General features: G+C 64.0%; 30 protein-coding genes. 9 read left to right on the top strand and 21 right to left on the bottom strand.

What is annotated here, in order from left to right; genetic code table 11:
- Nucleotide 1: 1 nt before the first annotated feature.
- The 4 genes from VIQ49_RS22330 to VIQ49_RS22315 all read right to left on the bottom strand — a co-directional run bounded on the left by VIQ49_RS22330 (nt 2) and on the right by VIQ49_RS22315 (nt 2,994).
- Nucleotides 2–1,273: a M18 family aminopeptidase gene (locus VIQ49_RS22330; RefSeq protein ID WP_331888773.1), complete on the bottom strand. Its 1,272-nt coding sequence runs from the start codon at nt 1,271–1,273 to the stop codon at nt 2–4.
- 7 nt (nt 1,274–1,280) lie between these two features.
- Nucleotides 1,281–1,964: a phosphoribosylformylglycinamidine synthase subunit PurQ gene (gene purQ / locus VIQ49_RS22325; RefSeq protein ID WP_331888771.1), complete on the bottom strand. Its 684-nt coding sequence runs from the start codon at nt 1,962–1,964 to the stop codon at nt 1,281–1,283.
- Nucleotides 1,961–2,209, bottom strand: a complete 249-nt coding sequence (purS, locus tag VIQ49_RS22320) for a phosphoribosylformylglycinamidine synthase subunit PurS (protein ID WP_331888769.1) — start codon at nt 2,207–2,209, stop codon at nt 1,961–1,963. The genes purQ and purS overlap by 4 nt, the downstream gene beginning before the upstream one ends.
- Nucleotides 2,210–2,289: 80 nt before the next feature.
- Nucleotides 2,290–2,994 (bottom strand): DUF2334 domain-containing protein, encoded by a 705-nt coding sequence (locus VIQ49_RS22315; protein ID WP_331888767.1) that lies wholly within the window; start codon nt 2,992–2,994, stop codon nt 2,290–2,292.
- A gap of 172 nt (nt 2,995–3,166) precedes the next feature.
- Between VIQ49_RS22315 and VIQ49_RS22310 the strand changes: the two genes are divergently transcribed.
- Both VIQ49_RS22310 and VIQ49_RS22305 read left to right on the top strand, forming a co-directional pair.
- The gene (locus tag VIQ49_RS22310; protein WP_331888765.1) at nt 3,167–3,679 is read left to right on the top strand and encodes a MarR family winged helix-turn-helix transcriptional regulator; all 513 of its coding nucleotides are present in this window, start codon (nt 3,167–3,169) and stop codon (nt 3,677–3,679) included.
- A 68-nt stretch (nt 3,680–3,747) separates the two neighbouring features.
- A complete protein-coding gene (locus VIQ49_RS22305; protein WP_331888763.1) occupies nt 3,748–5,205 on the top strand; it encodes a DHA2 family efflux MFS transporter permease subunit in 1,458 nt (485 codons plus the stop codon).
- Nucleotides 5,206–5,283: 78 nt separating this feature from the next.
- Here the strand turns inward: VIQ49_RS22305 and VIQ49_RS22300 are convergent, their stop codons facing one another.
- Genes VIQ49_RS22300 through VIQ49_RS22290 form a run of 3 tightly spaced genes read right to left on the bottom strand, consistent with a single transcriptional unit; the run spans nt 5,284 to nt 9,121 of the window.
- On the bottom strand, nt 5,284–7,401 hold the full coding sequence (locus VIQ49_RS22300; RefSeq protein ID WP_331888762.1) for a S9 family peptidase: 2,118 nt from the start codon (nt 7,399–7,401) through the stop codon (nt 5,284–5,286).
- A complete protein-coding gene (locus VIQ49_RS22295) occupies nt 7,398–8,291 on the bottom strand; it encodes a phosphoribosylaminoimidazolesuccinocarboxamide synthase (protein ID WP_331888760.1) in 894 nt (297 codons plus the stop codon). Before VIQ49_RS22295 ends, VIQ49_RS22300 begins: the two co-directional genes overlap by 4 nt.
- A 59-nt stretch (nt 8,292–8,350) precedes the next feature.
- Complete coding sequence (locus VIQ49_RS22290) at nt 8,351–9,121, bottom strand: thioesterase family protein (RefSeq protein ID WP_331888758.1); 771 nt, start codon at nt 9,119–9,121, stop codon at nt 8,351–8,353.
- 186 nt (nt 9,122–9,307) lie between these two features.
- Here VIQ49_RS22290 and VIQ49_RS22285 point away from each other — a divergent pair, with 186 nt between their 5' ends.
- Nucleotides 9,308–9,601 (top strand): SelT/SelW/SelH family protein, encoded by a 294-nt coding sequence (locus VIQ49_RS22285; protein ID WP_331888756.1) that lies wholly within the window; start codon nt 9,308–9,310, stop codon nt 9,599–9,601.
- On the opposite strand, the gene VIQ49_RS22280 is transcribed toward VIQ49_RS22285, so the two are convergent.
- The 5 genes from VIQ49_RS22280 to VIQ49_RS22260 form a co-directional block, all read right to left on the bottom strand.
- The gene (locus VIQ49_RS22280) at nt 9,602–10,102 is read right to left on the bottom strand and encodes a pyridoxamine 5'-phosphate oxidase family protein (protein WP_331888754.1); all 501 of its coding nucleotides are present in this window, start codon (nt 10,100–10,102) and stop codon (nt 9,602–9,604) included.
- On the bottom strand, nt 10,099–10,551 hold the full coding sequence (locus VIQ49_RS22275; RefSeq protein WP_331888752.1) for an SRPBCC domain-containing protein: 453 nt from the start codon (nt 10,549–10,551) through the stop codon (nt 10,099–10,101). Before VIQ49_RS22275 ends, VIQ49_RS22280 begins: the two co-directional genes overlap by 4 nt.
- Entirely contained in the window at nt 10,548–10,913 is a 366-nt protein-coding gene (locus VIQ49_RS22270) for a metalloregulator ArsR/SmtB family transcription factor (protein WP_331888750.1), read from the bottom strand. Before VIQ49_RS22270 ends, VIQ49_RS22275 begins: the two co-directional genes overlap by 4 nt.
- A gap of 92 nt (nt 10,914–11,005) precedes the next feature.
- Nucleotides 11,006–11,224 carry a hypothetical protein gene (locus VIQ49_RS22265; protein WP_331888748.1) on the bottom strand — a complete coding sequence of 73 codons (219 nt, stop codon included), beginning with the start codon at nt 11,222–11,224 and terminating at the stop codon, nt 11,006–11,008.
- Nucleotides 11,225–11,397: 173 nt separating this feature from the next.
- Complete coding sequence (locus VIQ49_RS22260; protein WP_331888746.1) at nt 11,398–11,916, bottom strand: MFS transporter; 519 nt, start codon at nt 11,914–11,916, stop codon at nt 11,398–11,400.
- A gap of 44 nt (nt 11,917–11,960) precedes the next feature.
- On the opposite strand from VIQ49_RS22260, the gene VIQ49_RS22255 reads away from it, so the two are divergent.
- Nucleotides 11,961–12,494 (top strand): TetR/AcrR family transcriptional regulator, encoded by a 534-nt coding sequence (locus VIQ49_RS22255; RefSeq protein WP_331888805.1) that lies wholly within the window; start codon nt 11,961–11,963, stop codon nt 12,492–12,494.
- A gap of 22 nt (nt 12,495–12,516) precedes the next feature.
- Here the strand turns inward: VIQ49_RS22255 and VIQ49_RS22250 are convergent, their stop codons facing one another.
- From VIQ49_RS22250 to VIQ49_RS22235, 4 genes are all read right to left on the bottom strand, one after another.
- Entirely contained in the window at nt 12,517–13,287 is a 771-nt protein-coding gene (locus tag VIQ49_RS22250) for a glucosamine-6-phosphate deaminase (RefSeq protein WP_331888744.1), read from the bottom strand.
- Between the two features lie 127 nt (nt 13,288–13,414).
- Nucleotides 13,415–14,842, bottom strand: coding sequence for an adenylosuccinate lyase (gene purB, locus VIQ49_RS22245; RefSeq protein ID WP_331888804.1), 1,428 nt, complete (start codon nt 14,840–14,842; stop codon nt 13,415–13,417).
- Nucleotides 14,843–14,910: 68 nt separating this feature from the next.
- Nucleotides 14,911–15,519, bottom strand: coding sequence for a TetR/AcrR family transcriptional regulator (locus VIQ49_RS22240; RefSeq protein WP_331888742.1), 609 nt, complete (start codon nt 15,517–15,519; stop codon nt 14,911–14,913).
- Between the two features lie 73 nt (nt 15,520–15,592).
- Nucleotides 15,593–16,741, bottom strand: a complete 1,149-nt coding sequence (locus VIQ49_RS22235; RefSeq protein ID WP_331888740.1) for a pyridoxal phosphate-dependent aminotransferase — start codon at nt 16,739–16,741, stop codon at nt 15,593–15,595.
- A 90-nt stretch (nt 16,742–16,831) separates the two neighbouring features.
- On the opposite strand from VIQ49_RS22235, the gene VIQ49_RS22230 reads away from it, so the two are divergent.
- Nucleotides 16,832–17,788 (top strand): alpha/beta hydrolase, encoded by a 957-nt coding sequence (locus VIQ49_RS22230; protein WP_414731689.1) that lies wholly within the window; start codon nt 16,832–16,834, stop codon nt 17,786–17,788.
- A gap of 101 nt (nt 17,789–17,889) precedes the next feature.
- Nucleotides 17,890–18,480, top strand: a complete 591-nt coding sequence (locus VIQ49_RS22225; protein ID WP_331888738.1) for an XRE family transcriptional regulator — start codon at nt 17,890–17,892, stop codon at nt 18,478–18,480.
- A 13-nt stretch (nt 18,481–18,493) separates the two neighbouring features.
- Here the strand turns inward: VIQ49_RS22225 and VIQ49_RS22220 are convergent, their stop codons facing one another.
- The 4 genes from VIQ49_RS22220 to VIQ49_RS22205 form a co-directional block, all read right to left on the bottom strand.
- Nucleotides 18,494–18,769 carry a MucR family transcriptional regulator gene (locus VIQ49_RS22220; protein ID WP_331888736.1) on the bottom strand — a complete coding sequence of 92 codons (276 nt, stop codon included), beginning with the start codon at nt 18,767–18,769 and terminating at the stop codon, nt 18,494–18,496.
- Nucleotides 18,766–19,545 (bottom strand): GntR family transcriptional regulator, encoded by a 780-nt coding sequence (locus tag VIQ49_RS22215; protein ID WP_331888734.1) that lies wholly within the window; start codon nt 19,543–19,545, stop codon nt 18,766–18,768. The genes VIQ49_RS22220 and VIQ49_RS22215 overlap by 4 nt, the downstream gene beginning before the upstream one ends.
- 4 nt (nt 19,546–19,549) lie before the next feature.
- Nucleotides 19,550–19,966 (bottom strand): hypothetical protein, encoded by a 417-nt coding sequence (locus VIQ49_RS22210; RefSeq protein ID WP_331888732.1) that lies wholly within the window; start codon nt 19,964–19,966, stop codon nt 19,550–19,552.
- 259 nt (nt 19,967–20,225) lie between these two features.
- Complete coding sequence (locus VIQ49_RS22205; RefSeq protein ID WP_331888730.1) at nt 20,226–20,633, bottom strand: hypothetical protein; 408 nt, start codon at nt 20,631–20,633, stop codon at nt 20,226–20,228.
- Between the two features lie 196 nt (nt 20,634–20,829).
- Between VIQ49_RS22205 and VIQ49_RS22200 the strand changes: the two genes are divergently transcribed.
- From VIQ49_RS22200 to VIQ49_RS22190, 3 genes are all read left to right on the top strand, one after another.
- On the top strand, nt 20,830–20,964 hold the full coding sequence (locus tag VIQ49_RS22200; protein ID WP_331888729.1) for a hypothetical protein: 135 nt from the start codon (nt 20,830–20,832) through the stop codon (nt 20,962–20,964).
- Entirely contained in the window at nt 20,958–21,911 is a 954-nt protein-coding gene (locus VIQ49_RS22195) for a LysR family transcriptional regulator (protein ID WP_331888727.1), read from the top strand. Before VIQ49_RS22200 ends, VIQ49_RS22195 begins: the two co-directional genes overlap by 7 nt.
- A 961-nt stretch (nt 21,912–22,872) precedes the next feature.
- Nucleotides 22,873–23,157: a CD225/dispanin family protein gene (locus tag VIQ49_RS22190; RefSeq protein ID WP_331888725.1), complete on the top strand. Its 285-nt coding sequence runs from the start codon at nt 22,873–22,875 to the stop codon at nt 23,155–23,157.
- Nucleotides 23,158–23,266: 109 nt separating this feature from the next.
- On the opposite strand, the gene VIQ49_RS22185 is transcribed toward VIQ49_RS22190, so the two are convergent.
- On the bottom strand, nt 23,267–24,530 hold a 1,264-nt coding region (locus tag VIQ49_RS22185; RefSeq protein WP_331888723.1), incomplete at its 5' end, for a lipase family protein.

Genomic DNA, 24,530 nt, shown 5'->3' with positions numbered 1-24,530 from the left:
GTCAGGGGGCGAGGAAGGCGGCGAGGGCCGCGGAGTACATGCCGACGTCGGCGCTGCCCATGACCTCGCGAGCGCTGTGCATCGCGAGCTGCGGCGCACCGACGTCCACGGTGTTGAGGCCGGTGCGCGTGGCGGTCAGCGGTCCGATCGTCGACCCGCAGGGCAGGTCGGCGCGGTGGACGTAACGCTGGAGTGGAACCCCGGCCTTGTCGGCCGCGACCGCGAACAGCGCTTCGCCGGCCGCATCACTTGCATAGCGCAGATTCTGATTCACCTTCAGCACCGGACCACCGTTGATGGCAATCTGATGGGCCGGTTCATGGCGTTCGGGATAATTCGGATGCGTGGCATGGGCCATGTCGCCGGACGCGCAGGCACTCATCGCCATCGACCGAAGGTAGTCCTCACGAGATCCACCGCCCGCCAGCACAATTCGTTCCAGGACGGTGCTCAGTAGGTCGGACGACGCACCGCGGTCCGAACCGCTGCCGACTTCTTCGTGGTCGAACAGTGCCAGTACCGGGATGGCCGCCGACGACTCCGATTCGATGGCGTCGATGAGCGCTCTGGCACCTGCGTAACAGGTGCCCTGATTGTCCAGGCGCGGTGCACTGATCAGGTCACCGCCGACTCCGACGACCCGGCTCGGGGCCAGATCATGGGTCATCAATTCCCAACCGAGAACCTGATCGAGCGCCACACCCGCTTGCGCCGCAATCCATTCCATGAATCGCGGTCCGTCGACACCGACGCCCCAGACCGCGTTCACGTGACGCTGCGGATCCAGGCTGACCCCGCCGCGGTCCTCCGAGAGGTGGATCGCGAGCTGCGGGACGCGCAGTACCGGTTCGTCGATGCGGATCAGTTGTTCACGCAGACCGTCGGGCTCACGGATGGCGAGTCGTCCGGAGATTCCGAGATCACGGTCGAGCCAGGAGTTGAGCCAGGCGCCGCCGTACTTCTCCAGCCCGACCATCCGCAGCCCGGCCGAACGAAGGTCCGGGTTCTGTTTGACACGCAGGTTGGGACTGTCTGTGTGGCCACCGACGATGCGGAAGCTGCGGCCACGGGCCGTGCTGTCCCAGGCGACGATCGAACCGCCGCGGATGACGTAGTGCCGCCCCGGCCCGGACGGCCACTGGTGCTGTTCTTTCAGTTCCCGAAAGTCATTGGCTTCCAGAATCTTTGCCACCGATTCGCAAACGTGGAACGGCGACGGCGAAGCGTCGACAAAGCTACAGAGGCCGGCAGCGTCGGCGGACGTTGTCACCATGTGGGACTCAGGCGTTGGCGAGGACGGCGTCGAGGGCAGAGTAGAAAAGACCCAGCCCGTCGTCACTGGGCCCGGTCAGCGCTTCGGTGGCGTGCTCCGGATGCGGCATCAACCCGACGACTTTACCGTCGGCACTGGAGATACCGGCGATGGACCGCATCGAACCGTTGGGGTTGTCACCGGCGTATCGGAAAACCACCCGGCCCTCGCCCTCGAGCTCGTCGAGCACTGTTTCAGAGGCGACGAAACGGCCTTCACCCGACTTCAACGGGACCAGGATCTCCGCCCCCTGTTCGAATCGGGTGCTCCAGGCCGAGGTGTTGGATTCCACACGCAGCCACTGGTCGCGGCACATGAAGTGCAGTCCCTGGTTACGCGTGAGCGCCCCCGGCAGCAATCCGGCCTCACACAGCACCTGAAAACCGTTGCAGATACCCAGAACCGGCAAACCCTTGCCCGCCGCCTCGACCAGCGCACCCATCACGGGCGCAAAACGGGCGATGGCACCGGCACGCAGGTAGTCGCCGTAGGAGAATCCGCCGGGCACCACCACGGCGTCGACACCTTTGAGGTCGCCGTCGCCGTGCCAGAGGTCAACCGCTTCACCGCCGGCGAGCCGTACGGCCCGGGCAGCGTCGATGTCGTCGAGTGTCCCGGGGAAGGTGATGACCCCGATGCGCGCTCCGGTCACGCCGTTGCACCGTCGACGCGGGTCACCGAGTAGTCCTCGATGACGGTGTTCGCGAGGAGTTCGGAGGCGATCCGGTCCAGCGCCTCGTCGTCGACAGAGTCGTCGATCTCCAGCTCGAATCGCTTGCCCTGCCGGACGTCGGAGACACCGGCGAATCCGAGTCGGCCCAGGGCGCCACTGATCGCCTGCCCCTGCGGGTCCAGGATCTCGGCTTTGGGCATGACGTCCACTACGACTCGAGCCACTTCGGAACTCCTCTTCAGCTGCGGTTTGCTGGACGTAACTCTACCGGCTGATCGCAGACATCCCGGCGGGAGGACTCCGATCAGGCAGCGCGACGGGCAGCCGCCGACTCCACGGTCCGATAGGTCGTCGGCCAAGCTCCTTGCAGCAGCGCGAGATCCACACAATTGATCAGAGCGTTGGCGGCCACCGGGGTGTCCAGATGCTTCGCCGCCACCGAGAGCCGGACGATACCGCCACGCCGGGCCACTCGCACGGTGTTGGCGATCAGCAGTCTGCACCACCACGCGTCGGTCCCGAAGCCGTCGCCGATGCCCAGCACCCGGGCACGCAGCCGATGACCGGTGACCAGGTTGTCCATGGACGTCAGACCGAGATCGGTCCGGAAGCCCCGGCCCGGCAGCGCCTGCCGGGCACCCGGCGAGGAGTTCCAGCGAGGTGCGGCAAATATCCGCGTGCGCAATCCCATGCGTTCGAGCACGCGGTCGGCGGCGAGTAGTCGCAGGTCAGCTTCGTGAGTACCGAGCACCGCGAACTCCGCCCGCCGACGCCGCACCGGCGCCTGGTCGTATCCGTGGAGCACGATCGCGTCGTCACCGGCCCTTCGCCCGCGCAGCCATTCGCAGGTGGCGTCGTCGTCGACCAGGCGATAGCGGCCCTTCAGACGCGGGGAGACCAGCAACGAGACCGGGACGTCGCGCGCGGCGAGGCGCTCGGTGAAGGCCGCGGTCGCCTCCAGGGTTTCCGTTCTGATGCCCGAGATGGACACGATGAGTTGTCCCGTCACGGCAATCAGTATCGCCGTCGTAAGTGGTCGGACGGTTGCGTCGAGGTGGCCAACACGCAAAGACCTGAACCACAATCGCCGCCGTGACAGGTCTCACAGTTGTGAACCCCTGTAATCGATCGCACATTGGTTGCGCTGGCATCAATAGTTGCGTCAGCATTACCGTTAGCCGGTGTCAATAACTGATGTCGCCACGCGACCCTCGCCCGAAGAGGTCGAGGTCGAGGAGGCTTTCCAGAGCCTGCACGAGTTCCTCATGCGCCTGTTGTCCGCCATGGACGTCGACACGATGGACGACATCATCGACACTGAACTCGGGTTCAGCCACTTCAAGGCGTTGCTGATACTCGGTCGCCACTGCCGCCCCCTGTCGGTCAACGAACTGTCCGACGAGCTGCGGCTCTCCCTCGCCGCCGCCGGGCGGGCCGTCGACAAGCTGGTCGGTCTGGACATGGTGACCCGGCGTGAAGACGAGTTCGACCGCCGCATCAAACGCGTCGCCCTCGCCGAAGCGGGCGAAAAAGCAGTTGCGATCGCCGTGCATCGGCGTCACGATTCGATCCGGAACCTGGTCACGGCGTTGCCCGGCGAACTGCGCGCAAATCTCAACAACGCGCTGCTGCCTGTACTGGCCGGCGACTTTCTCGCCCCCTCGCCGTGTGCCAACGCCCAGGCCTCGATGTAAGCATTCCGTCGGCGTTGCCGACGAACTCGAAAAACGATGATATTCAACCCTTTTGAGAAGGCATATACATGACCTCGACCGATAAGGCCGCCGCGCCACCGAGCCAAAGACTCGATCCAGCTGTTCTGAGGATCGCCGTAGTCGTCGTCCTCGGCGCCATCATGGCGATCCTCGACACCACCGTTGTGTCGGTGGCGCAGAACACATTCCAGGATGAGTTCGACACAAACCAGGCCGGAGCCGCCTGGACCATCACCGGCTACACACTGGCACTTGCCGCCGTGATCCCGCTGTCGAGCTGGGCCGCGGCCCGATTCGGTACCAAGAATGTCTATCTGACGTCGCTGGTTCTGTTCGTGATCGGCTCGGCGCTCTGCGCGCTCGCCTGGGACATCACCTCCCTGACCGTGTTCCGAGTCCTGCAGGGTCTCGGCGGCGGCATGCTGATGCCCGTCGGCATGATGATCCTGACCAAGGCAGCCGGCCCCGCACGTGTCGGTTCGGTGATGGCAATGCTCGGAATCCCGATGCTGCTCGGCCCCATCATGGGCCCGATCATCGGAGGCGCACTCATCGAATACGCGAGCTGGCACTGGATCTTCCTGATCAACGTACCGATCGGAATCGCAGCCTTCCTCTACGCATTTGCCGTCCTGCCCGGACAATCCGAGAAGGCCCGCCCGACGTTCGACTTCGTCGGATTGCTGCTGCTGTCACCGGGTCTGGCCCTGTTCCTCTACGGCATCTCACTGAGCACCGAGCACGGCAGCTTCACCGACACCACGGTGCTGGTGACCGCCGGTATCGGCCTGCTCCTGATGATCGGCTTCGTGTTCCACGCCACCCGCGCGAAGAACCCGCTGCTGGATCTGAGTCTGTTCAAGAACCGCAAACTCACCATGGCCGTCCTCACGATGACGTTCTTCATGATCGCGTTCCTCGGTGCCGCGCTGTTGTTCCCGCAGTACTACATCGGTGTTCGCGGCGAGTCGACTCTGATGACCGGCTTGTTGCTGGCACCACAGGGTCTCGGCGCGATGCTGACCATGCCGATGTCGGGCAAACTGACCGACCGGCAGGGCCCCGGCAAGTTGGTGATGGCGGGCATCGTCCTGATCACACTGGGCATGGGTGCCTTCATCTTCCTCGGCCCCGACACATCGTTCTGGCTGCTGAGCGCCGCACTGTTCGTGCAGGGTCTCGGCATGGGTATGACGATGATGCCGATCATGTCGGCCGCGCTGGCAACCCTGTCCGACAAGCAGGTGCCGGACGGTTCGACGCTGATGAACGTGGTTCAGCAGGCCGCCGGTTCAGTGGGTACCGCCATCACGTCGGTGATCCTGGTGAACAACCTGAAGGGCGCCGACAGTCTGAGCGAGATGGCCGACGGCTTCGGGTCCACATTTGTCATCACCACCCTCCTGATCGCCCTCTGCTTCATCCCGGCATTCTTCTTGCCGCGCAAGCCGGTGGCCAGGACGATGGAGAACGGCGACCAGCCCGCACCGGTCATGATGCACTGACGTTCGACGCAGAAGTACAGCGCCGCCCGGGAGATCTTCCCGGGCGGCGCTGTTGCCTGAATTCGGTTGTGGCGCAGATCAGATGGCGCCGGTCTGCCGCAGGACCCAGGCGTACTCGAACGCCACCTCTTCCCACTGCTTGTACCGGCCGCTGACGCCGCCGTGGCCGGCTTTCATCTCGGTCTTGAGAAGGATCGGGGCATCACCGGTGGTGTTGGCCTGAAGCCGGGCAACCCATTTGGCCGCCTCCGTGAATAGCACCCGGGTGTCGTTGAGCGAGGTGACCGCCAGGATCTCGGGATAAGGCAATGCGTCGACGTTCTCATACGGTGAGTACGACCGCATGTAATCGTAGACCTCTTTGTCCGCGAGCGGATTTCCCCATTCGTCCCACTCGATGACCGTGAGCGGCAACGAGGGGTCGAGGATGGACGTCAACGGATCCACAAACGGCACGACGGCCAGGATTCCGTTGAACAATTCCGGCGCCATGTTGGCGACGGCACCGATCAGCAGACCACCGGCGCTGCCGCCCTCGCCCACCAGATGATCGGAGTCGGTGACACCGGTGTCGATGAGATGCCGTGCCGCGGCGACGAAGTCGGTGAAGGTGTTCTTCTTCGTCAGGGTCTTGCCGTTGTCGTACCAGTGACGGCCCATCTCGCCACCGCCACGGATGTGCGCGACCACGAACACGACGCCGCGGTCCAGCAGCGACAACCGGGAGATCGAGAATCCCGGGTCGTTGCTGGATTCGTAGGAACCGTAGCCGTACAACAATGTCGGGGCCGGCCCGGTGTCGGCGCCGCGCTTGCGGATCACCGACAACGGGATCTTGGTGCCGTCGGATGCGGTGGCCCAGTCCCGCCGCTGCTCATAGTCGGCCGGATCGAAGTCGCCGAGGACCTGCTGCCGCTTGAGCAGAGTGCGCTCACCGGTCGCCACGTCGAGGTCGAAGACCTCCGTGGGGTTGATGAAACTCGTGTAGCCGATGCGCAGACGCGGGGCCGCCCATTCGGGGTTCGCGCCGAGACCGGCCGAGTACAACTCCTCGTCGAACGTGACCTCGGTGAACACCGGTTCGCCGGTGGTCAGCGGAGCGATTGACAGTCGTGGCAATGCCTCGCGCCGGTAGCTCAGGACCAATTGACCGGAGAACGCGTCGACGTCTTCGAGGCGTACCGCGGCGTCGTGCGGGACCAGCGTACGGGTTGCGGTGGGATCGCTGACCGGCGCCTCGAGCAACTCGAAGTTCTCGGCATTGGCGTTGTGCAGGATCAGGAAGCGGTCCTGATCCTCGATCACGGCGTGTTCGACGCCGTATTCGACACCCTCTTCACGCGGCCACACCACCGAGAACTCACCGGTGGGATCGTGTGCGTCGAGGACCCATACCTCCGAGGTGATCTTCGATCCGATCGTGATCATCAGGTACTTGTCGCTGCGGGTTCCACCGATACCGACCCAGTACTGCTCGTCCGGTTCATGGAACACCTTGACGTCTGGTGTGCCGGCACCGAGATCGTGCCGCCAGACCGTATCGGGACGCCAGGCCTCGTCGACCGTCTGGTAGAAGACATGACGCCCGTCGAGCGACCACAGCGCACCGGGCGCCGTGTCGGCGATCTCGTCGGCGAGCAGCTCACCGGTACGAAGGTCCTTGAACCGCATCGTGTATCGCTCGTTGCCGGTGTTGTCGACGCTGTAGGCCAGCAGCGTGCCGTCCTCACTCACCGACAACGCTCCCAGGCTGAAGAAATCGGCACCCTCGGCCTCGACGTTGGAGTCGAGCAGGATTTCTTCACCGGGAACCGGCTGACCCGGCTCCACGGTCGGTGGTGTCCAGTCGTCCGGGCCGCTGATCGGGCAGCGCGCGCTCAGCGAATACTGCTTGCCTTCCTCAGTGCGGGCGTAGTACCAGTACTGACCCCGCCGCGTGGGGACCGACATGTCGGTTTCCTGTGTGCGGCTTTTGATCTCACCGTAGATGTCGGCGCGGAGGTCGGCCAGTTCGGCGGTGCGGGCAGCGGTGTACTCGTTCTGTTTCTCGAGGAACGCGATGACCTCGGGATCATCTTTGTCACGCAACCACTCGTAGTGGTCGATCACCGTCTCACCGTGATGGGTGCGTTCGAATGGGATCTGTTTCGCTGCGCGCGGAACGATCGCTGTGGAATCCTGCGAGGTCTCGGTCACTGCTCTCCTCTCGGCCAATCATCAAATGACAGGCCTGAAATACGTTCGTACGCTTCGATGTAGCGGGCTCGAGTGCGGTGCGCGATGTCGTCGGGCAGTACCGGCGGTGGGGTGTCAGCGGCCCGGTCCCATCCGGAATCGGGGCTGATGAGCCAGTTACGGACGATCTGCTTGTCGAAACTCGGCTGCACCTGCCCCGGTATGTAGGTGTCGGCGTCCCAGTACCTCGAGCTGTCCGGGGTGAGCACCTCGTCGGCGAGCACCACAGTACCGTCGCCGTCGAGACCGAACTCGAACTTGGTGTCGGCCAGGATGATTCCGCGGTCGGCAGCCAACTGTGAACCGCGCGAGTAGATGTCGAGGGTCAGGTCGCGCAGGCGATTCGCCAGCTCTTCGCCGACGGTGGCCACCACCGCGTCGAAGCTGACGTTCTCGTCGTGCTCACCGATGTCAGCCTTGGACGCGGGCGTGAAGATGGGCTCGGGCAGCTTGCTCGACTCCCCGAGACCGGCGGGGAGTTCGATCCCGCAGACCGACCCGGTGGCGTTGTAGTCGAGCAGACCCGACCCGGTCAGATATCCGCGGGCAACGCACTCGACGGGAAGCATGTCGAGCTTCTTGACCACCAGCGCCCGGCCGAGCAACTCCGCCGGGATCCGCGGATCCTCGGGCCCACCCGCCAGATGATGAGGAACTCCGAGTGCACCGAAGTAATACACACTCATCGCGGTCAGGATGCGCCCCTTGTCCGGGATCGGCGTCGACAAGATGTGGTCGAAGGCCGAAATTCGGTCGGAGGCCACCATCAGCATGGTGTTGTCGTCGATCGAATAGAGATCCCGCACCTTCCCGGCTGCGAGGTGTTCATAGGACTCCAGAGCAGGACGCATGTCATTGAGGTTAGTGGCCGGAGCATCACCCGGTGTTGCCAGGTCACCGGCGACGCCGGTCAGAGGGACCGGATGGTGAGTATCTGCGATTGCGCCCCCAGCGGCCCGGTCACGTCATGCAAGGTGCTGCTGGTCAGCCCGACACCTGTCGGCCCGAACGAGACTGCGGTGTCGAACCCGAGCCACTCGCCCACCGGCCGGCGGAACAGATGCGCGGTGAGATCGATGTTGGGATAGGCGAGGTCACGCGGGTCCGCGCGGACGGTCATGCCGTTGGCGATGTCGAACAGTCCCGCGAAGGAGGCCAACCGGCTCACCTCTTCGCCTTTGACCAGCGGGATCGTGGTCCTGACCCAGTACGCGGCGCGCCCCGGTTCCAGTTCCTTTCGACGTACCTCGGCCGAGGCGATGAAACCTCCCGGCCAGATGGTGGACGGATTCCACGATTCGAACGCCTCCGGCGGATCGATCGGCGCCAGCGCGGTCCCGGCGTATGACGTCGTGTCGGCCGCCTGCATCAGCCACGCGCGGAGTCGGACGATCACGCGTCCCCCATTGCTCAGGACGGCCTCGACCAGCTCGATCGTGCGCCCGCCCCTGAGCACGGTGATCTCGATGTCACAGGACTCGATCCGGACGGTGCCGAGAATGTCGTAGGACAAACGGCCGATGACGAGACCGTCATCGCGTCGGGCATCACGATCGGTTTCGATCGCGTGGACCAGAAGCCCGAGCGCCGGGGCGACGTGCTGTTCTTCGATGTTCCACGCACCCCCGACATGCGGTGTCGGAAGAAAGGTCGACGGGCCGAGCCGCTCGAAATAGGACACGAGATACCTCCGGTTCAGTTATCAGCCGTTAACTGAAGTCCAACGGTACTCGTCAGATTTTCGATCGTTGCACGGCTTTTCCTGAACGAGATCCCGGCGATCGATGTTCCTGGTCGGGCCGTCGATCAGTTTCGGTGCCGCGCTTCGATCGATACGCCCTTCGCGGGAGGCTGCGACAATGGTCGCGTGAGCGAATCGAAAGCTGCCGTCACCATCACCTACTGCACCCAGTGCAACTGGGTCCTCCGGGCGTCCTGGATGGCCACCGAACTGCTCAACACCTTCGGAACCGAGCTCGCCTCGGTCACCCTCGTGCCCGGCACCGGCGGCGTGTTCGAAATCGAGGTGGACGGCACGCTGATCTGGGAACGCAAGCGCGACAACGGTTTCCCTGACATCGTGACGCTCAAGAAGCTCGTCCGGAACATCGCGGTGCCCGACTGGAACCTCGGCCACGCGGACGCCGTGAACCCGGACTGACTAGTCAGGGCGGTCCGTCAACGCGGCCGGAGCGGCGCCCGGAAAGCGCGTCTGGAAGTCGAGCACACCCGCCCACGCCGGGATCACGGCGATTCGATGCATCCGCGCACCACTGGCCCGCAGGTCGGCGAAGTATCCGTCGGCAACCTCGGCGGGCATCCCGCGGCGCATCATCAGCTCGTACTCCTCGACGATTCCGTCGACGTCGGTGATGACGGCCTCGCCGCGGATCTGCAAGACATGTGGTTTGTCGCTCACGGTGTCGATCGTCAGCGCAACCGCCGGGTGGCGTCGAAGGGCCGGCACCTTCGCGGCACCGGTGAAGGTTGCCATCACCACTTCGGTGCCGTTCCACCAGAAGTTCATCGGCAGCACCCGGGGTGTGCCGTCGGCGGCAACGTACGCGAGTCGAGCCGGGATGTCCTTGTGCAACAGTTCCTGCGCGACATCGTGTTCGAGCAATGCGAGATCTCCCTGCGGGAGCGGGACGGCTGTGGTCATGACGCCGGCTCCACGTGGCGCTTCAGCTTGTCGAAGCAACTGCCCCAGCCGAGTGCGGCGCCATCATCAGGACTGATCGGTCCGGGCGCAAGTAGGTGGAACGTCATGGTCGTCCGTCCCGGCGCCGACTCGGCAAACGTGACCGTGCAGACCGAAACACTCTCCGGCATGGTCGGATCCGGCCACGTGAACACCAGACGGTTCGGCCGGTCGACCTCCTTGTAGACGCCGTCGATCTTTGCTTCGAGCCCGTCCGGGAGCACCATCACAGCGCCGTACCCGCCGCCCGGACGCGGATCTCCGTACATGCGCTCGCGCGGTGTGGTCATGCCTTCGGGCGACATCCACTGTGACGATTGGTCCAGATCCACCCAGGCGTCGAACACCACCTCGGGCCCGGCGGCGAACTCGCGGACGATCGTGAACTCTCGGCCTGCTGTGTCTGTCATGATTCTTCCTTCCGGTTGCCGGACCCGGCGATCCGGTTGATGTGATCTTCGAGTTGGTCGAACTTCCCGTCCCAGAAACGCCGGTAGTCACCGAGCCAGTCACTGGCCTGCTCGAGCGGACGCGCCTCGAGCGAACACGGACGCCACTGGGCATCGCGACCGCGCGAGATCAATCCGGCCCGTTCGAGCACCTTCAGATGTTTGGACACCGCGGCCAGACTCATGTCGAACGGCTCTGCCAGCGCCGACACGGTCGCCTCACCACCGGCCAGTCGCTCCAGCAGCGCCCGCCGCGTCGGATCGGCGAGCGCCGCGAACACGACGCTGAGTTGATCGGCCACCGCTACCGCCTCGACTTTCACCCGCCCAGGTTATTCAACCTATTGGTTATCAACCAATGAGTTGAATAGTAGCCCGAGTGGGCGATTCGTCAACCCCCTTCTCATCACCGATGTCATTCACGAGCCGTGACAGGTGACTTACGCGGCGCGATGATCAACACGATGAGCGCCGCAACCACGGCAGCCGCCGCCGCGGCGACAGAGCTGCGGGTGAACCCGGCCAGTGTGACCCCGACGATGCCGGCCGCCGCGGTGCTCGACATCGCGGCCACCGACATCGCCTTGGCTCCGATCCGTCCGATGATCTGACCGGTTGCGTTGGCGCCCAGCATGGTTGCGATCGCAACCGGCAAGAAGAGCAGACCCGTGTGTAGTGCGCCCTAGCCCAGCGAATGCTGGAAGTAAAACGTCCCGAGGAAGAACACCTCAACCATCAACGCGGTCGCCATCACTATCAGGAACACACCCGTGGTCACCGGCTGGCGCGTCAGGAGTCCCAGATCCTTCAGCGGTGATGCGGCGGTGCGCTGACGCCAGACGAACAACCCGTACCCCAGTGCCGCAACAAGAACCAGCACCACCACACACCCAGCGCCTTGTTGCGCTCGTCCCCCGCGAACAGGGTCACCACCAGCGACAACGCAGCCGGAGACAGCAACGCCGCACCCACAGCGATGCGGCCGCCGATCAAGGCCTCGGCGGAGTTGGCGAATCCGGTCACAGCCGATGCGGCGACAAAGACGACCAGACCCGTCAGGACAAGTCGCTTGGCGCCGACAAGATCGACGATCCGACCGCCCAAGAGCATCAGCCCACCGAACGTCAGCGTGTATGCGCTGACGACCCAGGTGACCGCCTCGCGACTGATATCGAGATCAGAACCGCTGTGCGGCAACGCAATTGCGACAACGGTGGCGTCCAGTATCAACATGAGTTGTGCGATGCCCAGGAATCCCAGGATGCGCCACCGGGCCGGATGGGGCTCTGGATCGAAGATGATCGGTTCCCGATTCGAATCAGACATGACAACCGGCACGTCCCCGGCGACGGGCTGACGCCCAGAACAGCATCGACCGCATCCTCGCCGCGGCGCGCGCACAGTTCGCCACAAACCCCCGGGCCAGCATCGAAGACATCGCCACCGCTGCCGGCGTCGGGCGGATGACCATCTACGGGCATTTCCGGACGCGGGCCGACCTCATCGAGGCCACCCTGGCCGACGCTCTGGGTTCCGGGGAGGAAGTCCTGAAGCAGGTAGATCTGACCGGCGAACCCCGCGCGGTCTTGCGCGAACTCTTGCTGTCGAGCTGGTCGCTGGTGTGGCAGTCGTCGGCATTGCTGGCCGCCGCGGAGGGCACACTCGGCGAAGAGCGCATCAGAGAATTGCACGAGGCGCCGGCCCAGCAACTCGAAGGACTGATCCGCCGCGGGCAGGATTCCGGCGCGTTCCGTACCGACCTCCCGACATTGTGGCTGGTCAACGCGGTGCACTATCTACTGCACGGCGCCGCCACAGAGGTGCGAGTCGGCAGATTGGCCGCGTCGGACGCCGCCTACGTCGTCAGCCAGAGCGTCGACGCACTGCTGGTTCCGTCGCGATGAGGCGAGCCGCAGGTCAGTGCAGCTACGTCTGCAGCTTGTGGTCGGCAACCGTCTTGTAGAAGTCGGTCAATCGAAGCCGGGAAGCCGCCGCGGAATCGACCACCACGGTCGCGTGTGGATGCATTTGCAGGACCGACGCCGGACACACCGCGGCGAGAGGTCCCTCGACGGCAGCGGCTATCGCCGTGGCCTTGTGTTCGCCGGTGGCGATCAGCACCAGATACCTTGCATCGCAGATCGTTCCGAGGCCTTGCGTGATCGCGTGGCGAGGCACATCCTCCGGACTCTCGAAGAATCGCGCGTTGTCCCGTCGCGTCTGCTCACTCAACGTCGTGACCCAGGTCCGCGACTTCAGCGAGGACGTCGGCTCGTTGAAACCGATGTGGCCGTTCGCGCCGATACCCAGTATTTGCACGTCAACCGGGCCATTCGCGACGATGACTTCGTCGTACGCGATTGCGGTGGCAAACGGATCCGCAGCCGCTCCATCCGGGCCGAGAACCCGATCAGCATCCAGGTCCAGATGATCGACCAGATCCCGCCGGATCACCTGCGCATACGATTCGGGGTGGCCTTCGGGCAGGCCGATGTACTCGTCGAGCAGGAAGGCCTGCAGGCCGGCGAACGTCAATCCCTCGTCCCGATGGCGGCGCGCGAGTTCGCGGTACACCGACTGTGGCGACGACCCGGTCGCCAGGCCCAAGGTGGTCGCACCAGACCTCACGGCATGGTCGACGATGTCGGCGACCACCGTTCCGGCCGCATCTGCGTTGGCGACAATGACGATTTCCATCGGATTCCATTCTCGGCTACCGGCTCCCGAGCTCGCTACCCTTCTCGTCCCTGAAAACTGTGACATAGGAAGGCGCCGAGGGGGAATTTCCCTCGGCGCCTTGCTGTCGAACAGCTTTCGGGGACTGTCAGAGGATGGGCGCCGGCGTGTACGCGGCGGCCTCCGGATACTGCGCCACCAGTTCGGCGACCTGCGCCACGACATCGGCCACCTGATGCTCTGCCGCACCGATGAAGGCCGACTTGTCGGCGAGCGCGGCATCGAGTGCCGCCCGGTCCAACGGAAGCCGGTCGTCGGCGGCGAGCCGGTCGAGCAGGTCCGGTTCGCGGCCGTCCTCCCGCATCGCCAGCGCCACGGCCACGGCGTTCTCCTTGATCGCCTCGTGCGCGACCTCACGTCCGACGCCGGCACGCACGGCCGCGATCAGCACCTTGGTTGTCGCGAGGAACGGCAGGTAGCGATCGAGTTCGTTGGCGATCACGGCGGGGTACGCACCGAACTCGGCGAGCACGGTCAGGAAGGTCTCCATCAATCCGTCGATCGCGAAGAACGCGTCGGGCAGGGCAACCCGGCGGATCACCGAACAGAAGACGTCGCCCTCGTTCCACTGGGCGCCGGCGAGCTCCGCAGCCATCGAGCCGTAGCCACGCAGGATGACCTGCAGGCCGTTGACGCGCTCACAGCTGCGGGTGTTCATCTTGTGGGGCATCGCGGAGCTGCCGACCTGGCCGGGCTGGAAGCCCTCGGTCACCAACTCGTGTCCGGCCATCAGGCGGATCGTCTGCGCCAACGACGACGGTCCGGCCGCGACCTGCACCAGCGCCGACACCACATCGTGGTCGAGGGAGCGCGGATAGACCTGACCCACCGAGGTCAACGACTTCGAAAAGCCCAGATGCCGAGCAACTTTCGACTCCAGCTCCGACAACTTCTCCACGTCGCCATCGAGCAGGTCAAGCATGTCCTGGCTGGTGCCCATCGGGCCCTTGATGCCACGCAGCGGGTAGCGGTTGATCAGTTCGCGCAGCCGCGTCAGCGCGATCAGCAGTTCGTCGGCGGCCGAGGCGAAGCGCTTACCCAGCGTGGTCGCCTGCGCGGCGACGTTGTGGCTACGTCCGGCCATCACCACAGACGAGTACTGTGCGGCGCGCTCGGCGAGCCGGGCCGCGGTGGCGACACCGTGGGCGTGGACGTGTTCGAGTGAACGCAGGATCTGCAGCTGTTCGACGTTCTCGGTGAGGTCGCGGCTGGTCATGCCCTTGTGGATCTGTTCATGTCCGGCAAGTGCGTTGAACTCTTCGATCCTCGCCTTCACATCGTGCCGCGTGATCTGTTCACGCTGCGCGATCGAGTCCAGGTCGATGTTGTCGAGGACCCGCTCGTAGTCGGCGATGGCCTCGGCCGGAACGTCGACACCGAGTTCCCGCTGCGCCTTCAGAACCGCAACCCAGAGCTGACGCTCCAGCACGATCTTGTACTCCGCCGACCACAATCGCACCAGGTCAACGGACGCATAGCGACCGGCCAGGACATTGGATACGCGGGGCTTCGTCAGGGTTTGCTCGGTATCAGACACCCGTACATTATGCGGCACCCGCCAATGCCGTCCGCATCCGACGCAGGTCAGCCCACCGCGACCGGCGCGACCGGGGCCACGTGGTCGATCACCTCGCACAACGCGATCTTGGCGGCGGAGAAGACATCGTCGACAGAATCTGCCAGAGCACCGATCACCACGCCGTCTTCCACGGCCATCAGTTGGGCGATCCCCGCCAGGTCGGTACTACGTCCGGACTTCTCCAGGACATCGAAGTGGACGTTCCGCAACCGGTTCCGGTGATCGGCGAGGATCTGATGAAGGCGGGGCATCCGCGCGCACAGGATCACCGCTTCGTACCGGCAGGTCAGCCTCGCACGCGGCGTGCCGTCGCCGACGAACACCTCGGCGAGCGCTTCCGCGGTCGCCTCGGCGCCGCGACGCCGCCGGGGCAGCGCCCGGCTCCGCGCGGCAATCGCCACCTGGTCGTCGTCGCAGACGTGCTCGACGGCCTCGGCAACCAGATCCTCAAGGGACGCAAAGTAATAGGTCGTCGATGCCAGCGGCAGGCCGGCCCGGTCCGCGACCGCCCGGTGGCGGACCGCGTCAAATCCACCCTCCAGGAACAAATCCCCCGCGGCGGCGATCAGCAGCGCCCGGCGACGCGCGCCTTTGGGAGTTCCTGCGGAGTTCACCCCGCCATGGTGGCAAAGGCCGCGCGGCGATGGGTCGTTTCGGCCAAATACCGGCCATAGTCCAGCGTTTGCGCTAAAACACCGCAGCGAGGCGCTGCAGGGCCAGTCCCATGTCGTCGGTTGCCCCGGCAAAACTCATCCGGACGGTTCGATTTCCGTGCCGGGTGTCGAAATCCAGCCCGGGTGCCATCGCCACCCCGGTCTGTTCGAGGACCCCCTCGCACCAACCCAGCGAGTCGTCGGTGCGGTCGCCGAGGTCGGCGTAGATGTAAAAGGCGCCATCGGGCGGAGCGATGTCGTCGACACCCAGCTCGGCCAGCCCATCGATCAACAGTTCCCGGTTCCTGGCGTACCGCGTGACGTGACCGTCGAGTTCGACCTTCGACTCCGCGCCGAAGGCGGCGACCGCCGCGTACTGACTGATGGCCGGCGGGCAGATGGTCAGGTTGGCCGTCAGCCGTTCGACCGGACGGCGCAACGGTGGGGGAACCAGCATCCAGCCGAGCCGCCATCCCGTCATGCTGAAGTACTTGGAGACCGAACCCATCACCACCGACTGCCGCGAGGTGTTCCAGGCGCATGTCGTCTCCCGGCCGTAGCTGATGCCGTGGTAGATCTCGTCCGAGATCAGCAACGTGCCGTGGGCGTCACACCAGCGCGCCAGGCCCGCCAGCTCGGCCGGATCCAGGATCGTCCCCGTCGGATTCGCCGGGCTCGCCACGATCAGCCCGGCCGGTGGCCGATCCAGGGCTTCGAGCATCTCGACCGTCGGCTGGAACCGCGTCTGCGGACCACAGTCGAGCTCGATGACCTCGCAGCCCAGCGCCGACAGCGCATTGCGGTAGGCGGGATACCCGGGGCGGGCCATCGCGATGGTGTCCCCGACGTCGAAGGCTGCAAGGAAGATCAGCGTGAACGCCCCCGAGGATCCGGTGGTGACGACGACATCGTCGGGCTCGGCCGGAATGCCGTAGGTGTCGCGATAATGACCGGCGATCGCCTCGCGCAACGGCGCGATGCCCAGCGACTCGGTGTATCCGAGCACCGACTCCCCCAACGCCCTGGTGGTCGCGGCCAGGACCGGCGCCGGGGCCGGGGTCGAGGGCTGCCCGGCGGCGAGCGAGATGACGTCGAGTCCGCGGGCTCGCCGCGCAGCGATCGCGGCCTGCACGTCCATCACGTGGAACATGTCGACCTGTGATCTCTGGGATTGCGAACGCATAACACGAAACTATCTGTTCCCCTTCAAAACCGGGAGTTCGACCACATTCGGACGCTTTCCTGCGCGACCCACAGGTACGGTGTTCTGGCGATGACTACCTCCGCGAACCAGGCGCCCCGGCCTGGACTCCCCGGCGACTCTCAGACACGCGGTGGCCCGGTGACCGGCCGTCGCGCGCTGCTCGGTGCCGGGCTCGGGGCCGGAGCCCTCGGATTGCTGGCGGCCTGCTCGGACGGGAAGGCCCAGCGGGTCGCGCCCCAACCGATGCGTGCCGCTGATCCGTCCGCCAAGACACCACAACCCGCTGCACCCGCCGGTGCCGCGGAGATTTTCACGGGCAGTTTCCAATCAGCGAAGATGCTCGGCCGCCAGACGAACTGGATGGTGGCCCGCCCGGCCGGGGTGACCGGCGAACTCCCGGTGGTCGTGGTCCTGCACGCGCTCAACACCGATCATCGAGCCGCGTTCATGGGCGGCCTGGAGATGCAGAGCCTGATGCAGGACTGGGCAACCAAGGGCAATGCCCCGTTCGCGCTGGCCTCCGTGGACGCGGCCCGTAGCTACTACCACCCACGAACGGACGGCACCGACGGTGGCGCGATGGTGCTCGACGAGTTCCTCCCCCTCCTCGAAGGTGCCCCCGAACTGGGCCTGCGTACCGATCGCATCGGGTTCTTCGGCTGGTCGATGGGCGGGTACGGCGCACTGCGCCTCGGTGCCATGCTCGGGGCCCCGCGGGTGGCGGCGATCGCCGTCAGCTCACCGGCACTCTGGGGAGACCCCGCCAATTTTCCACCGCGGGCCTTCGACACCCCCGCCGACTACCACGCCAATTCCCTCTTCGGACAACAGGATTCGTTCACCCAGCTGCCACTGTTGATCGAATGTGGATCGAGCGACCAGTTCTTCACCTATACCCGCCAGTGGATGGCCGGGCTCCGGCCACCTCCGGCGTTCGGGACCTCGCCGGGCGGCCACACCAACCGCTATTGGCGGGGCGTACTCCCCGGGCAAATCGCCTTCCTCGGCCGCAGCCTCGCCGACTGACCTTCGAATCAGGCCCTGATATATTCGGTCGAACAATAGCTGGCAGCTATCGCAGTCAGCACAGTGTTCCGTATCGGCATACCCGGATCGGGTGGAATCAGATGACAGAGTCGGCCGGAGATGAATTCGCCCTGGCCGCGGCGATCGGTGCTGCGGTGCGTGCCCGGCGTGAGGCCTCGGGCATGTCCATGCGATCGTTGGCGGCGACTGCCGGCATCAGCCAGCCCTTTCTCAGTCACCTCGAGCGTGGCAAAAGCATGCCCTCGATGGTCACCATCTACCGAATAGCGGAGGTCCTGGGGGTGACACCGGGCGATCTCATGCCGAGTCCACCAAACCTTTCGAACCGCATCGGAATCGTGCGTGCCGGTAACGGTAGACCCATACCGGTGTCGACAGCGCCGGACGCCGCCATCGGTCATGCATTGCTGCTCGACAGCGAGACGAGTCTGGAAGTCACCGAGTACAAGCTCGAACCCGACATCCGCATCTCCGAGTGGTTTCGATCGGCGGGACTCGCAGCGGTGTACCTGATCAGCGGCGTCCTCGAGGTCGAGGTCGAGGGTGCCGGTAGCTGGAAATTGAACGCCGGCGATTTCATCAGGCACGACGCGAACCTCCGTCACCGCTGGCTGCTCGTCGACAACCAGCCGGCGCATGCTCTACTCATCCTCAACCACACCGGGGTGTGACAGTAACCGCCGGTCAAACGCTGCGGTGCTGTGCACGCAACTGGCCGAATGCGGCGACCTGCCTGGCGCTGTGCGCCTTACGACGCTTTGTCGATCGCGAACTCAGCGATTGGTCTGATGCCAGGCCGTGTCGTGCCCGGTATTCGTCGGCGCCTATTCCGTGTGCAGGACCGATGTGGTTTGCGATGGACCGGAACCAGCGACCGCATTCATGGCACAGAACAGTCTCGCCATCGTCGTCCAGAACTCCGAAATCGCCGTGCCCGCCACCGTCATCCGATCGCGTCATGAGACATCCTGATCGTCTGAATCGTCTACAGCCGAGCTGGTTACCGGAAGGTCACCGGTCACAGCGGCCTGGTCGACGATGACTGTCAGACGATGGCCGTGAGCCTGAGCAGCTTTGGTCAGGGCACCTACATCGCGGTCGGCGAGCGCAGTGAGCATCAAGTCATGGTCCGCGTGAAGTTGCAGATGAGTGGATCTCGGCGCGTGCTGCATGAGTTGGAACGGTTCGGTCAGGTCCCAGGTGGTGTTGAGCATCGCCAGCAGCCGCGGCATCCGGCACGGAAATACCATTGCCTGATGAAATCGCCTGGAATGCCGATGGAATGCGATGGGATCACCCGCGACGGTGGAGTCTTGCAGCGCCCGGTGCTCGACTCTGGCGCGATCGATATCAGAGGCGGTCACTTGCTCGCAGGCGCGTACGAGTGCAGCGAGTTCGATACTGCTACGGACGTGATAGATCTCCTGCAGTTCGTCGGACGAGAGTGTGGCGATGAGATAGTCCCCCCGGCTCTGGTGGGACACAAGGCCCTGCCCGACGAGTAGTTGGAGCACTTCGCGCACCGGAATCGCGCTGACGCGGTAGCGGCGCGCCATCTCGGCAATCGACAGGACTGTCCCCGGCTGCAATATCCCGTCCAGAATCTTCGCCCTGAGGTCCGCTAGGAGCCGTTCATTGGCGCTGGGCCGGCCGTTGAACGTGCCCTTGTCCGCTGGTTTCGAGAGTGGCGACGACGTAACCACTACGTGCTGTCCTCGCTGACCGAGGTCGCGCATCCGATCACAAATCCTTGCGCCTATCGATCGCGGCGATCAACGTGGCCAGCGCCTGTTCCGACAGGTCACTCAGCGAACGGACCATCGACGCGACCCGCGGGTCGCGCAGCTCTACCGAAGCCGGGATGTTCTGAGCCGGTTCTCTTTCCAGGAAGAAGCAGATATCGATGTCGAATGCCCGCGCAATGCCTTCAACAGTCCGGAACGTCGGAGCTTCGTACCTGCCGCACCGGAGCCCACCGATCTCGGCCGCACTGATCGGGAACCCCATCCTCGTAGACCGCGCGGCGATCTCGCCTGAGGTGAACGGCATTCCATCGAAATCGAGCACAGACTCGAACAGCAGGCGTAATCGGGCGCCGAACACACCCCTCTGCCACTGGCGGGTGGCCAGATATCTCAAGCTGTCTCCCGAGGTCATAGGCACTTTCTGTGGAGCGGGCACGGTATACAACGCCATTCTCCGTGCGGAGGGGCGCGTGAGGCGACTACATCGACAAATCGTTGACTATCAACAAATGAACGTTGTGCGAGAACTCGTCCGAGATCCACACCGGAGGCGAGAGCAACGACGCGTCGGAATCGGGCCGGTCCGCCGATTTGAACGCGTCGCTGGAAGGCAGGTGCGCCCCATCGGCACTTCAGCCAAAGGGGCGCAGACCTTCTCGATACTGGCGGAATTACCAGTCCTGGTCTACCCACAGCGGCATGGGTTCTCCGTCGTAGTAGACACCCACGGTGACGGTTCCATTCGGACGCGACGCAGCTTCGGCAATCACCTGCTGCCCGGTGACGTTGTTCCAGATCTGGGCCTTGTCAGCTCGGTAGTACCAGTCGTCCTGATACTTCGAGTCGTTTTCAAGCGCGACCGACCAGTTGTCGTTACCCAGTACCGAGTCGATGACATTGCCGACTCCCACCTGGGCCGCAAGTACCGTTTCGTCGTGATTCAATTCGACGGCTACCGCACGGTGATCGGGGTAATGCTCGACGTCGGCGGCAGTGGCCGGCGCACACACAACCAGCGCGCCACCAAGTGCAACGGCGCCCGCCGCGAGCGATCCGGACAGTCTCGAGATACGACTCATGTGATGTTTCCCCTCCAGAATAATGAACGAGTATGCACTATAGCAATCCACATCTTCTGGATGTCAAATCCATCCAGGATAGCGATCGGCTCACCGCAGCAACACGTTCCGCCACATCCCGAAAGGCTCGCCTCGATGCCCGCACCTCCTGCGGACCATCAAATTCATGTATTACTGAAGCAAACCATATGCTAGCGTGATAACCACCAGCTATCAGTTCAACCTCAATGTCCCGTTGGAGCACGAGATCTATTTTCACGTCATCAATCACGCCACCACACGTGAGGTCCTCTCAGTGTCGACATCGTCGCCGGCCGGCCCGTCGTGCTGACCAGCACGAGCCCTAAGGCAGGCCCGGGTTCCGGCACTCGGACTCCGCAACTCCACCTTCGCCGACTCGAGTACTTCGTCAAGGTTGTCGAATCACCGAATCTGTCGACTGCGGCAGCAGGATTGCATCTGACTCAGCAGGCCCTCTCGTCGTCGATACGACAACTCGAGACCGAGACAGGCGTGCAACTGTTTTCCCGCGCCGGACGATCGTTGGCGATCACCAACGCGGGACGCGAACTGTACGTGCGCGCCATCCCATTGCTCTCTGGTGGCCGACAACTCATCGAATCGGTGCGCCAGGCCGCCCGGCCGGAGCCCGCGCCCTTTGTCGTCGGGCATACCGCCGGAATCTCCAGCGACGAGGTCCATCGGATCATCGCGCCTGTTGCCGCGGCATACCCCAGCCAACAGTTCATGGCTTTGCCCGTCTACATGGGCAACATCCGCGCGGCGTTGCTTAACGGCACAATCGATGTCGCACTTCGTGTCGCGATCGAGTGCCCACCAGGCCAAGAAGGCACCGTCATCGCACACAGTCCGCTCCGGGCGGCGATCTCGGTGACCCACCCCCTGTCCAGCCGGTCAAAGATCGGCACCGCTGACCTCGCACCGTATCCGATCATCGTGTGGCAGCAACGAAATCAATCGATCCACACTGACTTCATCGTCACCCACTGCCGCCGAGCCGGATTTGATCCCGGGCTGATCGTCACCAACACTCACGGAACACGCCCCTGCACTGCAGCCGATACCCACCCGGGCGCAGCGGTATTCGTCACAGACAGCCCGGGGCTGACCTACAACGGTCGGGTCAGGGTCATCGAGATCACCGACCCACCGGTCGCGCCGATCCAGGCCACTTGGTTGCCCCATGTACCCTCGCCACTCCGCGACATCCTCACCAGCACCAACCAATCCGAGACAGGTCTGCGAATAGTCTCTTGATCTGTCCTGGCAACAGCTTCTCATCGCAATGCCTACGATTCTCGCGCCCCGAATCGTAGGCACCGGTCAACGAAGAGCGTAAACCGAGCACAGCGGCAATCGATACGACTTCACCACTGCCCCTGTCGCACATCTGGTTACCACCAATCCCCCAGCGGCAAGGCGTGTGGCCAGAAGTGTCGTCGACTCGTAGACATCGCCCAGTACAGCATCCGCGAGTGGATGTGACAGTAGGACCGAAACCCAAGTTACAGTAGGGACTTGGGAAGATGAGGTGGAGGACATGCGAAGCGAACATATCGATGGCGGCCCGACTGACTCATCTCACTCGGCGTTACACTTACTCCGAGCTGAACCATATGTCGCGTTCGGTACACATCAATCCGCACCACGCTACGTACACAAGATTCTTGTCACAACACAACTGTCATTTGTTCATCGAGTAGAGTCGGTGAATACCCATTTGCCCGCTGTAAGCTACAGCAAACAAGGCTGGCATGGAATATGTATCGCCAAGGGGCGCAACTGGAATCCAGGACCTACGGTTGACGGAACTGTTCGAAAATCATTGACCACCAGCTACATTAAACTAGCCAACCGGGATGTCGCTATGTGGTGGATTGCTATTGTCCTGGGATTGTGGATTGCAATCTCGATCGTCGTTGCGTGGATCATAGGCCGTGTTGTCAGCAAGGCCGATCGGGAAGCAGCGCGGGCCAGGTCGCGGTGTCCAGACGAGAAGCCCGAACGATCCGAGTGGGGCACCTGACCACGTAGGCTCCCTCCTTTCCACATTCTCACTCTTGCCTTTCCGGGCCTACTCACAGCTTCCAATTGTCGCCACACAACAATTCACTGTGTTATGCATTGCCAGGAACCAACTGTGGTCAACTATCGAAGCACTGGCCGACAAGAAATGGTGCGCAGTGTTCGCCAATCGAATAGAAGGCTCAAGGTTGCCATGACAGAATCGCAGGGTTCTCACAGGAATACAGGCCCAGTGCCCGGGGGCGCGCAGGACCCAAAACAGTCGACGTACCTGGTGTTGTCGATTCTGTGCACCGTGCTGTTTTGCATTCCTTTTGGCATCGTCGCGATCGTGAAGTCGTCCCAGATCAGTAAGTTGTTGGCACAGGGAGATCGTGCGGGCGCCCATGCCGCAGCGCAGTCCGCGAAGAAGTGGCTCATCTGGGGCGTCATACTCGGCCTGATCTCATTCGTGATCTACTTCGCTGCGATTGCTTGATCCCACCCGCATCGGCACGTACCTTGGCCGAGAACCTAAGCTGAGCATCCGACGGTAGATTGTTCTGGCGCATATGAACCAGCCGATGGGTGATATCGCTGTCGGTGACTCACCACTCGCTGCAATCGTTGGGTACGGGTTCACCATGAAGCACCTGCTGCACGAATGGCCAAATCGAGGTGGTGTCGATGGTCAGGTGGCCGGCGGCGGGCTGGTAGTCGACAGTGATCGACGAACCCCACGTACACGCGCTCCTGATGGACTCTTCGATCCCACCCCGGTCCAGGAACCGATCGTCACCGCCGTACAGGATCAGCATCGGAGATCCGTTGGGGCCGTGTGGTGGGGACATGGGATCGAGAAGAGCTCGTAGACGATCGGCAACGACCCGGTCGGCCGGTATGAAGTCGCTTGCGCTGACCGACTGCAAGGCGAGTTCGCGGGCAGGATCTCCACCACAGCGACTCAGGTCGTTCCACACCGCCGCCAACGCTGGTGTGCGGAGGTCATCGAGATCGAGATCGTCACCGCGGGAAAGTGATTCAAGCAACCACTGGAGTATGCCCTGCTGCTCGACCGACAGCACGCCGTTCACTGCCTTGTCGACGAGATAGGACTTGTCTGTCGACGGCACTTGGGCGACCGCGCCACGCAGTCGAAGATCGGGTGCATAGTCGGCCGCGATCTCCGCGGCCGCCCAAGCGGCACCGCCGCCTTGAGAGATGCCGTGGACAACCCAGGTCGAAGACACATGGGGGAACACGGCCCGCAGTGCACGGACCGAGTCAATCATCGACCGCGCCGCGGCGTAGGAGTCGAGGTACGGGTGTGATCCGGGGGAAGTTCCCAAACCGGGATAGTCCGCCACGGTGACGGCCATTCCCCGGTCGAGGTAACGCCGCACCGCGGCGGTCATACCGGCGAGGTTCCCGGTGAGCGACGGACCACATTCGGTATTGATGCCGACCGATCCGTGCCCGAGCGCGACCACTTGCCAGCCTCGCTGCGGCGGCACGCCGGTGGGAACGAAAACCACTGCCGACGCGGCCAACGACCGACCCGAGTCGTCGGCGGTCAAATAGCGTACCCACCGTCCCGATACGCCACCGGCCGCAGATGTCCACTGTCGTGTCTCGAGAAGCGTGCCCGGGCCCGGTTCCACGTCCCTGTCTCCTGCACGGCCGGCTGTGGTCGACGTCGCCCCGGCCGCTGCGTGCGGCCGATCACCGCGGCTCGGGGGATCGATGACCACTGCGCCGAGCAGGACGGCACAGGCACAGGTGACCAGGGTGGCAACAATGACCAGGACCCGTGAGGTCCTCGGCTGTTGCCGTTGAGGCGCGGTCATTTCCGGGCTGCACCGCCGCCGGCGG

The sequence above is a fragment of the Williamsia sp. genome (assembly GCF_036566845.1).
Classification (GTDB): Bacteria; Actinomycetota; Actinomycetes; order Mycobacteriales; family Mycobacteriaceae; genus Williamsia.
Note: the sequence above shows the minus strand (reverse complement) of the source record. Positions and strands in the feature narration are given on the sequence as shown.

Excerpts from the sequence above, each read along its gene's own strand:
- VIQ49_RS22330 (WP_331888773.1), bottom strand. The coding sequence starts at position 1,273 with ATGGTGACAACGTCCGCCGACGCTGCCGGCCTCTGTAGCTTTGTCGAC.
- VIQ49_RS22305 (WP_331888763.1), top strand. The coding sequence starts at position 3,748 with ATGACCTCGACCGATAAGGCCGCCGCGCCACCGAGCCAAAGACTCGAT.
- VIQ49_RS22295 (WP_331888760.1), bottom strand. The coding sequence starts at position 8,291 with ATGCGTCCTGCTCTGGAGTCCTATGAACACCTCGCAGCCGGGAAGGTG.
- VIQ49_RS22280 (WP_331888754.1), bottom strand. The coding sequence starts at position 10,102 with ATGACCACAGCCGTCCCGCTCCCGCAGGGAGATCTCGCATTGCTCGAA.
- VIQ49_RS22275 (WP_331888752.1), bottom strand. The coding sequence starts at position 10,551 with ATGACAGACACAGCAGGCCGAGAGTTCACGATCGTCCGCGAGTTCGCC.
- VIQ49_RS22265 (WP_331888748.1), bottom strand. The coding sequence starts at position 11,224 with ATGCTGGGCGCCAACGCAACCGGTCAGATCATCGGACGGATCGGAGCC.
- VIQ49_RS22260 (WP_331888746.1), bottom strand. The coding sequence starts at position 11,916 with ATGTCTGATTCGAATCGGGAACCGATCATCTTCGATCCAGAGCCCCAT.
- VIQ49_RS22250 (WP_331888744.1), bottom strand. The coding sequence starts at position 13,287 with ATGGAAATCGTCATTGTCGCCAACGCAGATGCGGCCGGAACGGTGGTC.
- VIQ49_RS22235 (WP_331888740.1), bottom strand. The coding sequence starts at position 16,741 with ATGCGTTCGCAATCCCAGAGATCACAGGTCGACATGTTCCACGTGATG.
- VIQ49_RS22230 (WP_414731689.1), top strand. The coding sequence starts at position 16,832 with ATGACTACCTCCGCGAACCAGGCGCCCCGGCCTGGACTCCCCGGCGAC.
- VIQ49_RS22225 (WP_331888738.1), top strand. The coding sequence starts at position 17,890 with ATGACAGAGTCGGCCGGAGATGAATTCGCCCTGGCCGCGGCGATCGGT.
- VIQ49_RS22220 (WP_331888736.1), bottom strand. The coding sequence starts at position 18,769 with ATGACGCGATCGGATGACGGTGGCGGGCACGGCGATTTCGGAGTTCTG.
- VIQ49_RS22215 (WP_331888734.1), bottom strand. The coding sequence starts at position 19,545 with ATGCGCGACCTCGGTCAGCGAGGACAGCACGTAGTGGTTACGTCGTCG.
- VIQ49_RS22210 (WP_331888732.1), bottom strand. The coding sequence starts at position 19,966 with ATGACCTCGGGAGACAGCTTGAGATATCTGGCCACCCGCCAGTGGCAG.
- VIQ49_RS22205 (WP_331888730.1), bottom strand. The coding sequence starts at position 20,633 with ATGAGTCGTATCTCGAGACTGTCCGGATCGCTCGCGGCGGGCGCCGTT.
- VIQ49_RS22190 (WP_331888725.1), top strand. The coding sequence starts at position 22,873 with ATGACAGAATCGCAGGGTTCTCACAGGAATACAGGCCCAGTGCCCGGG.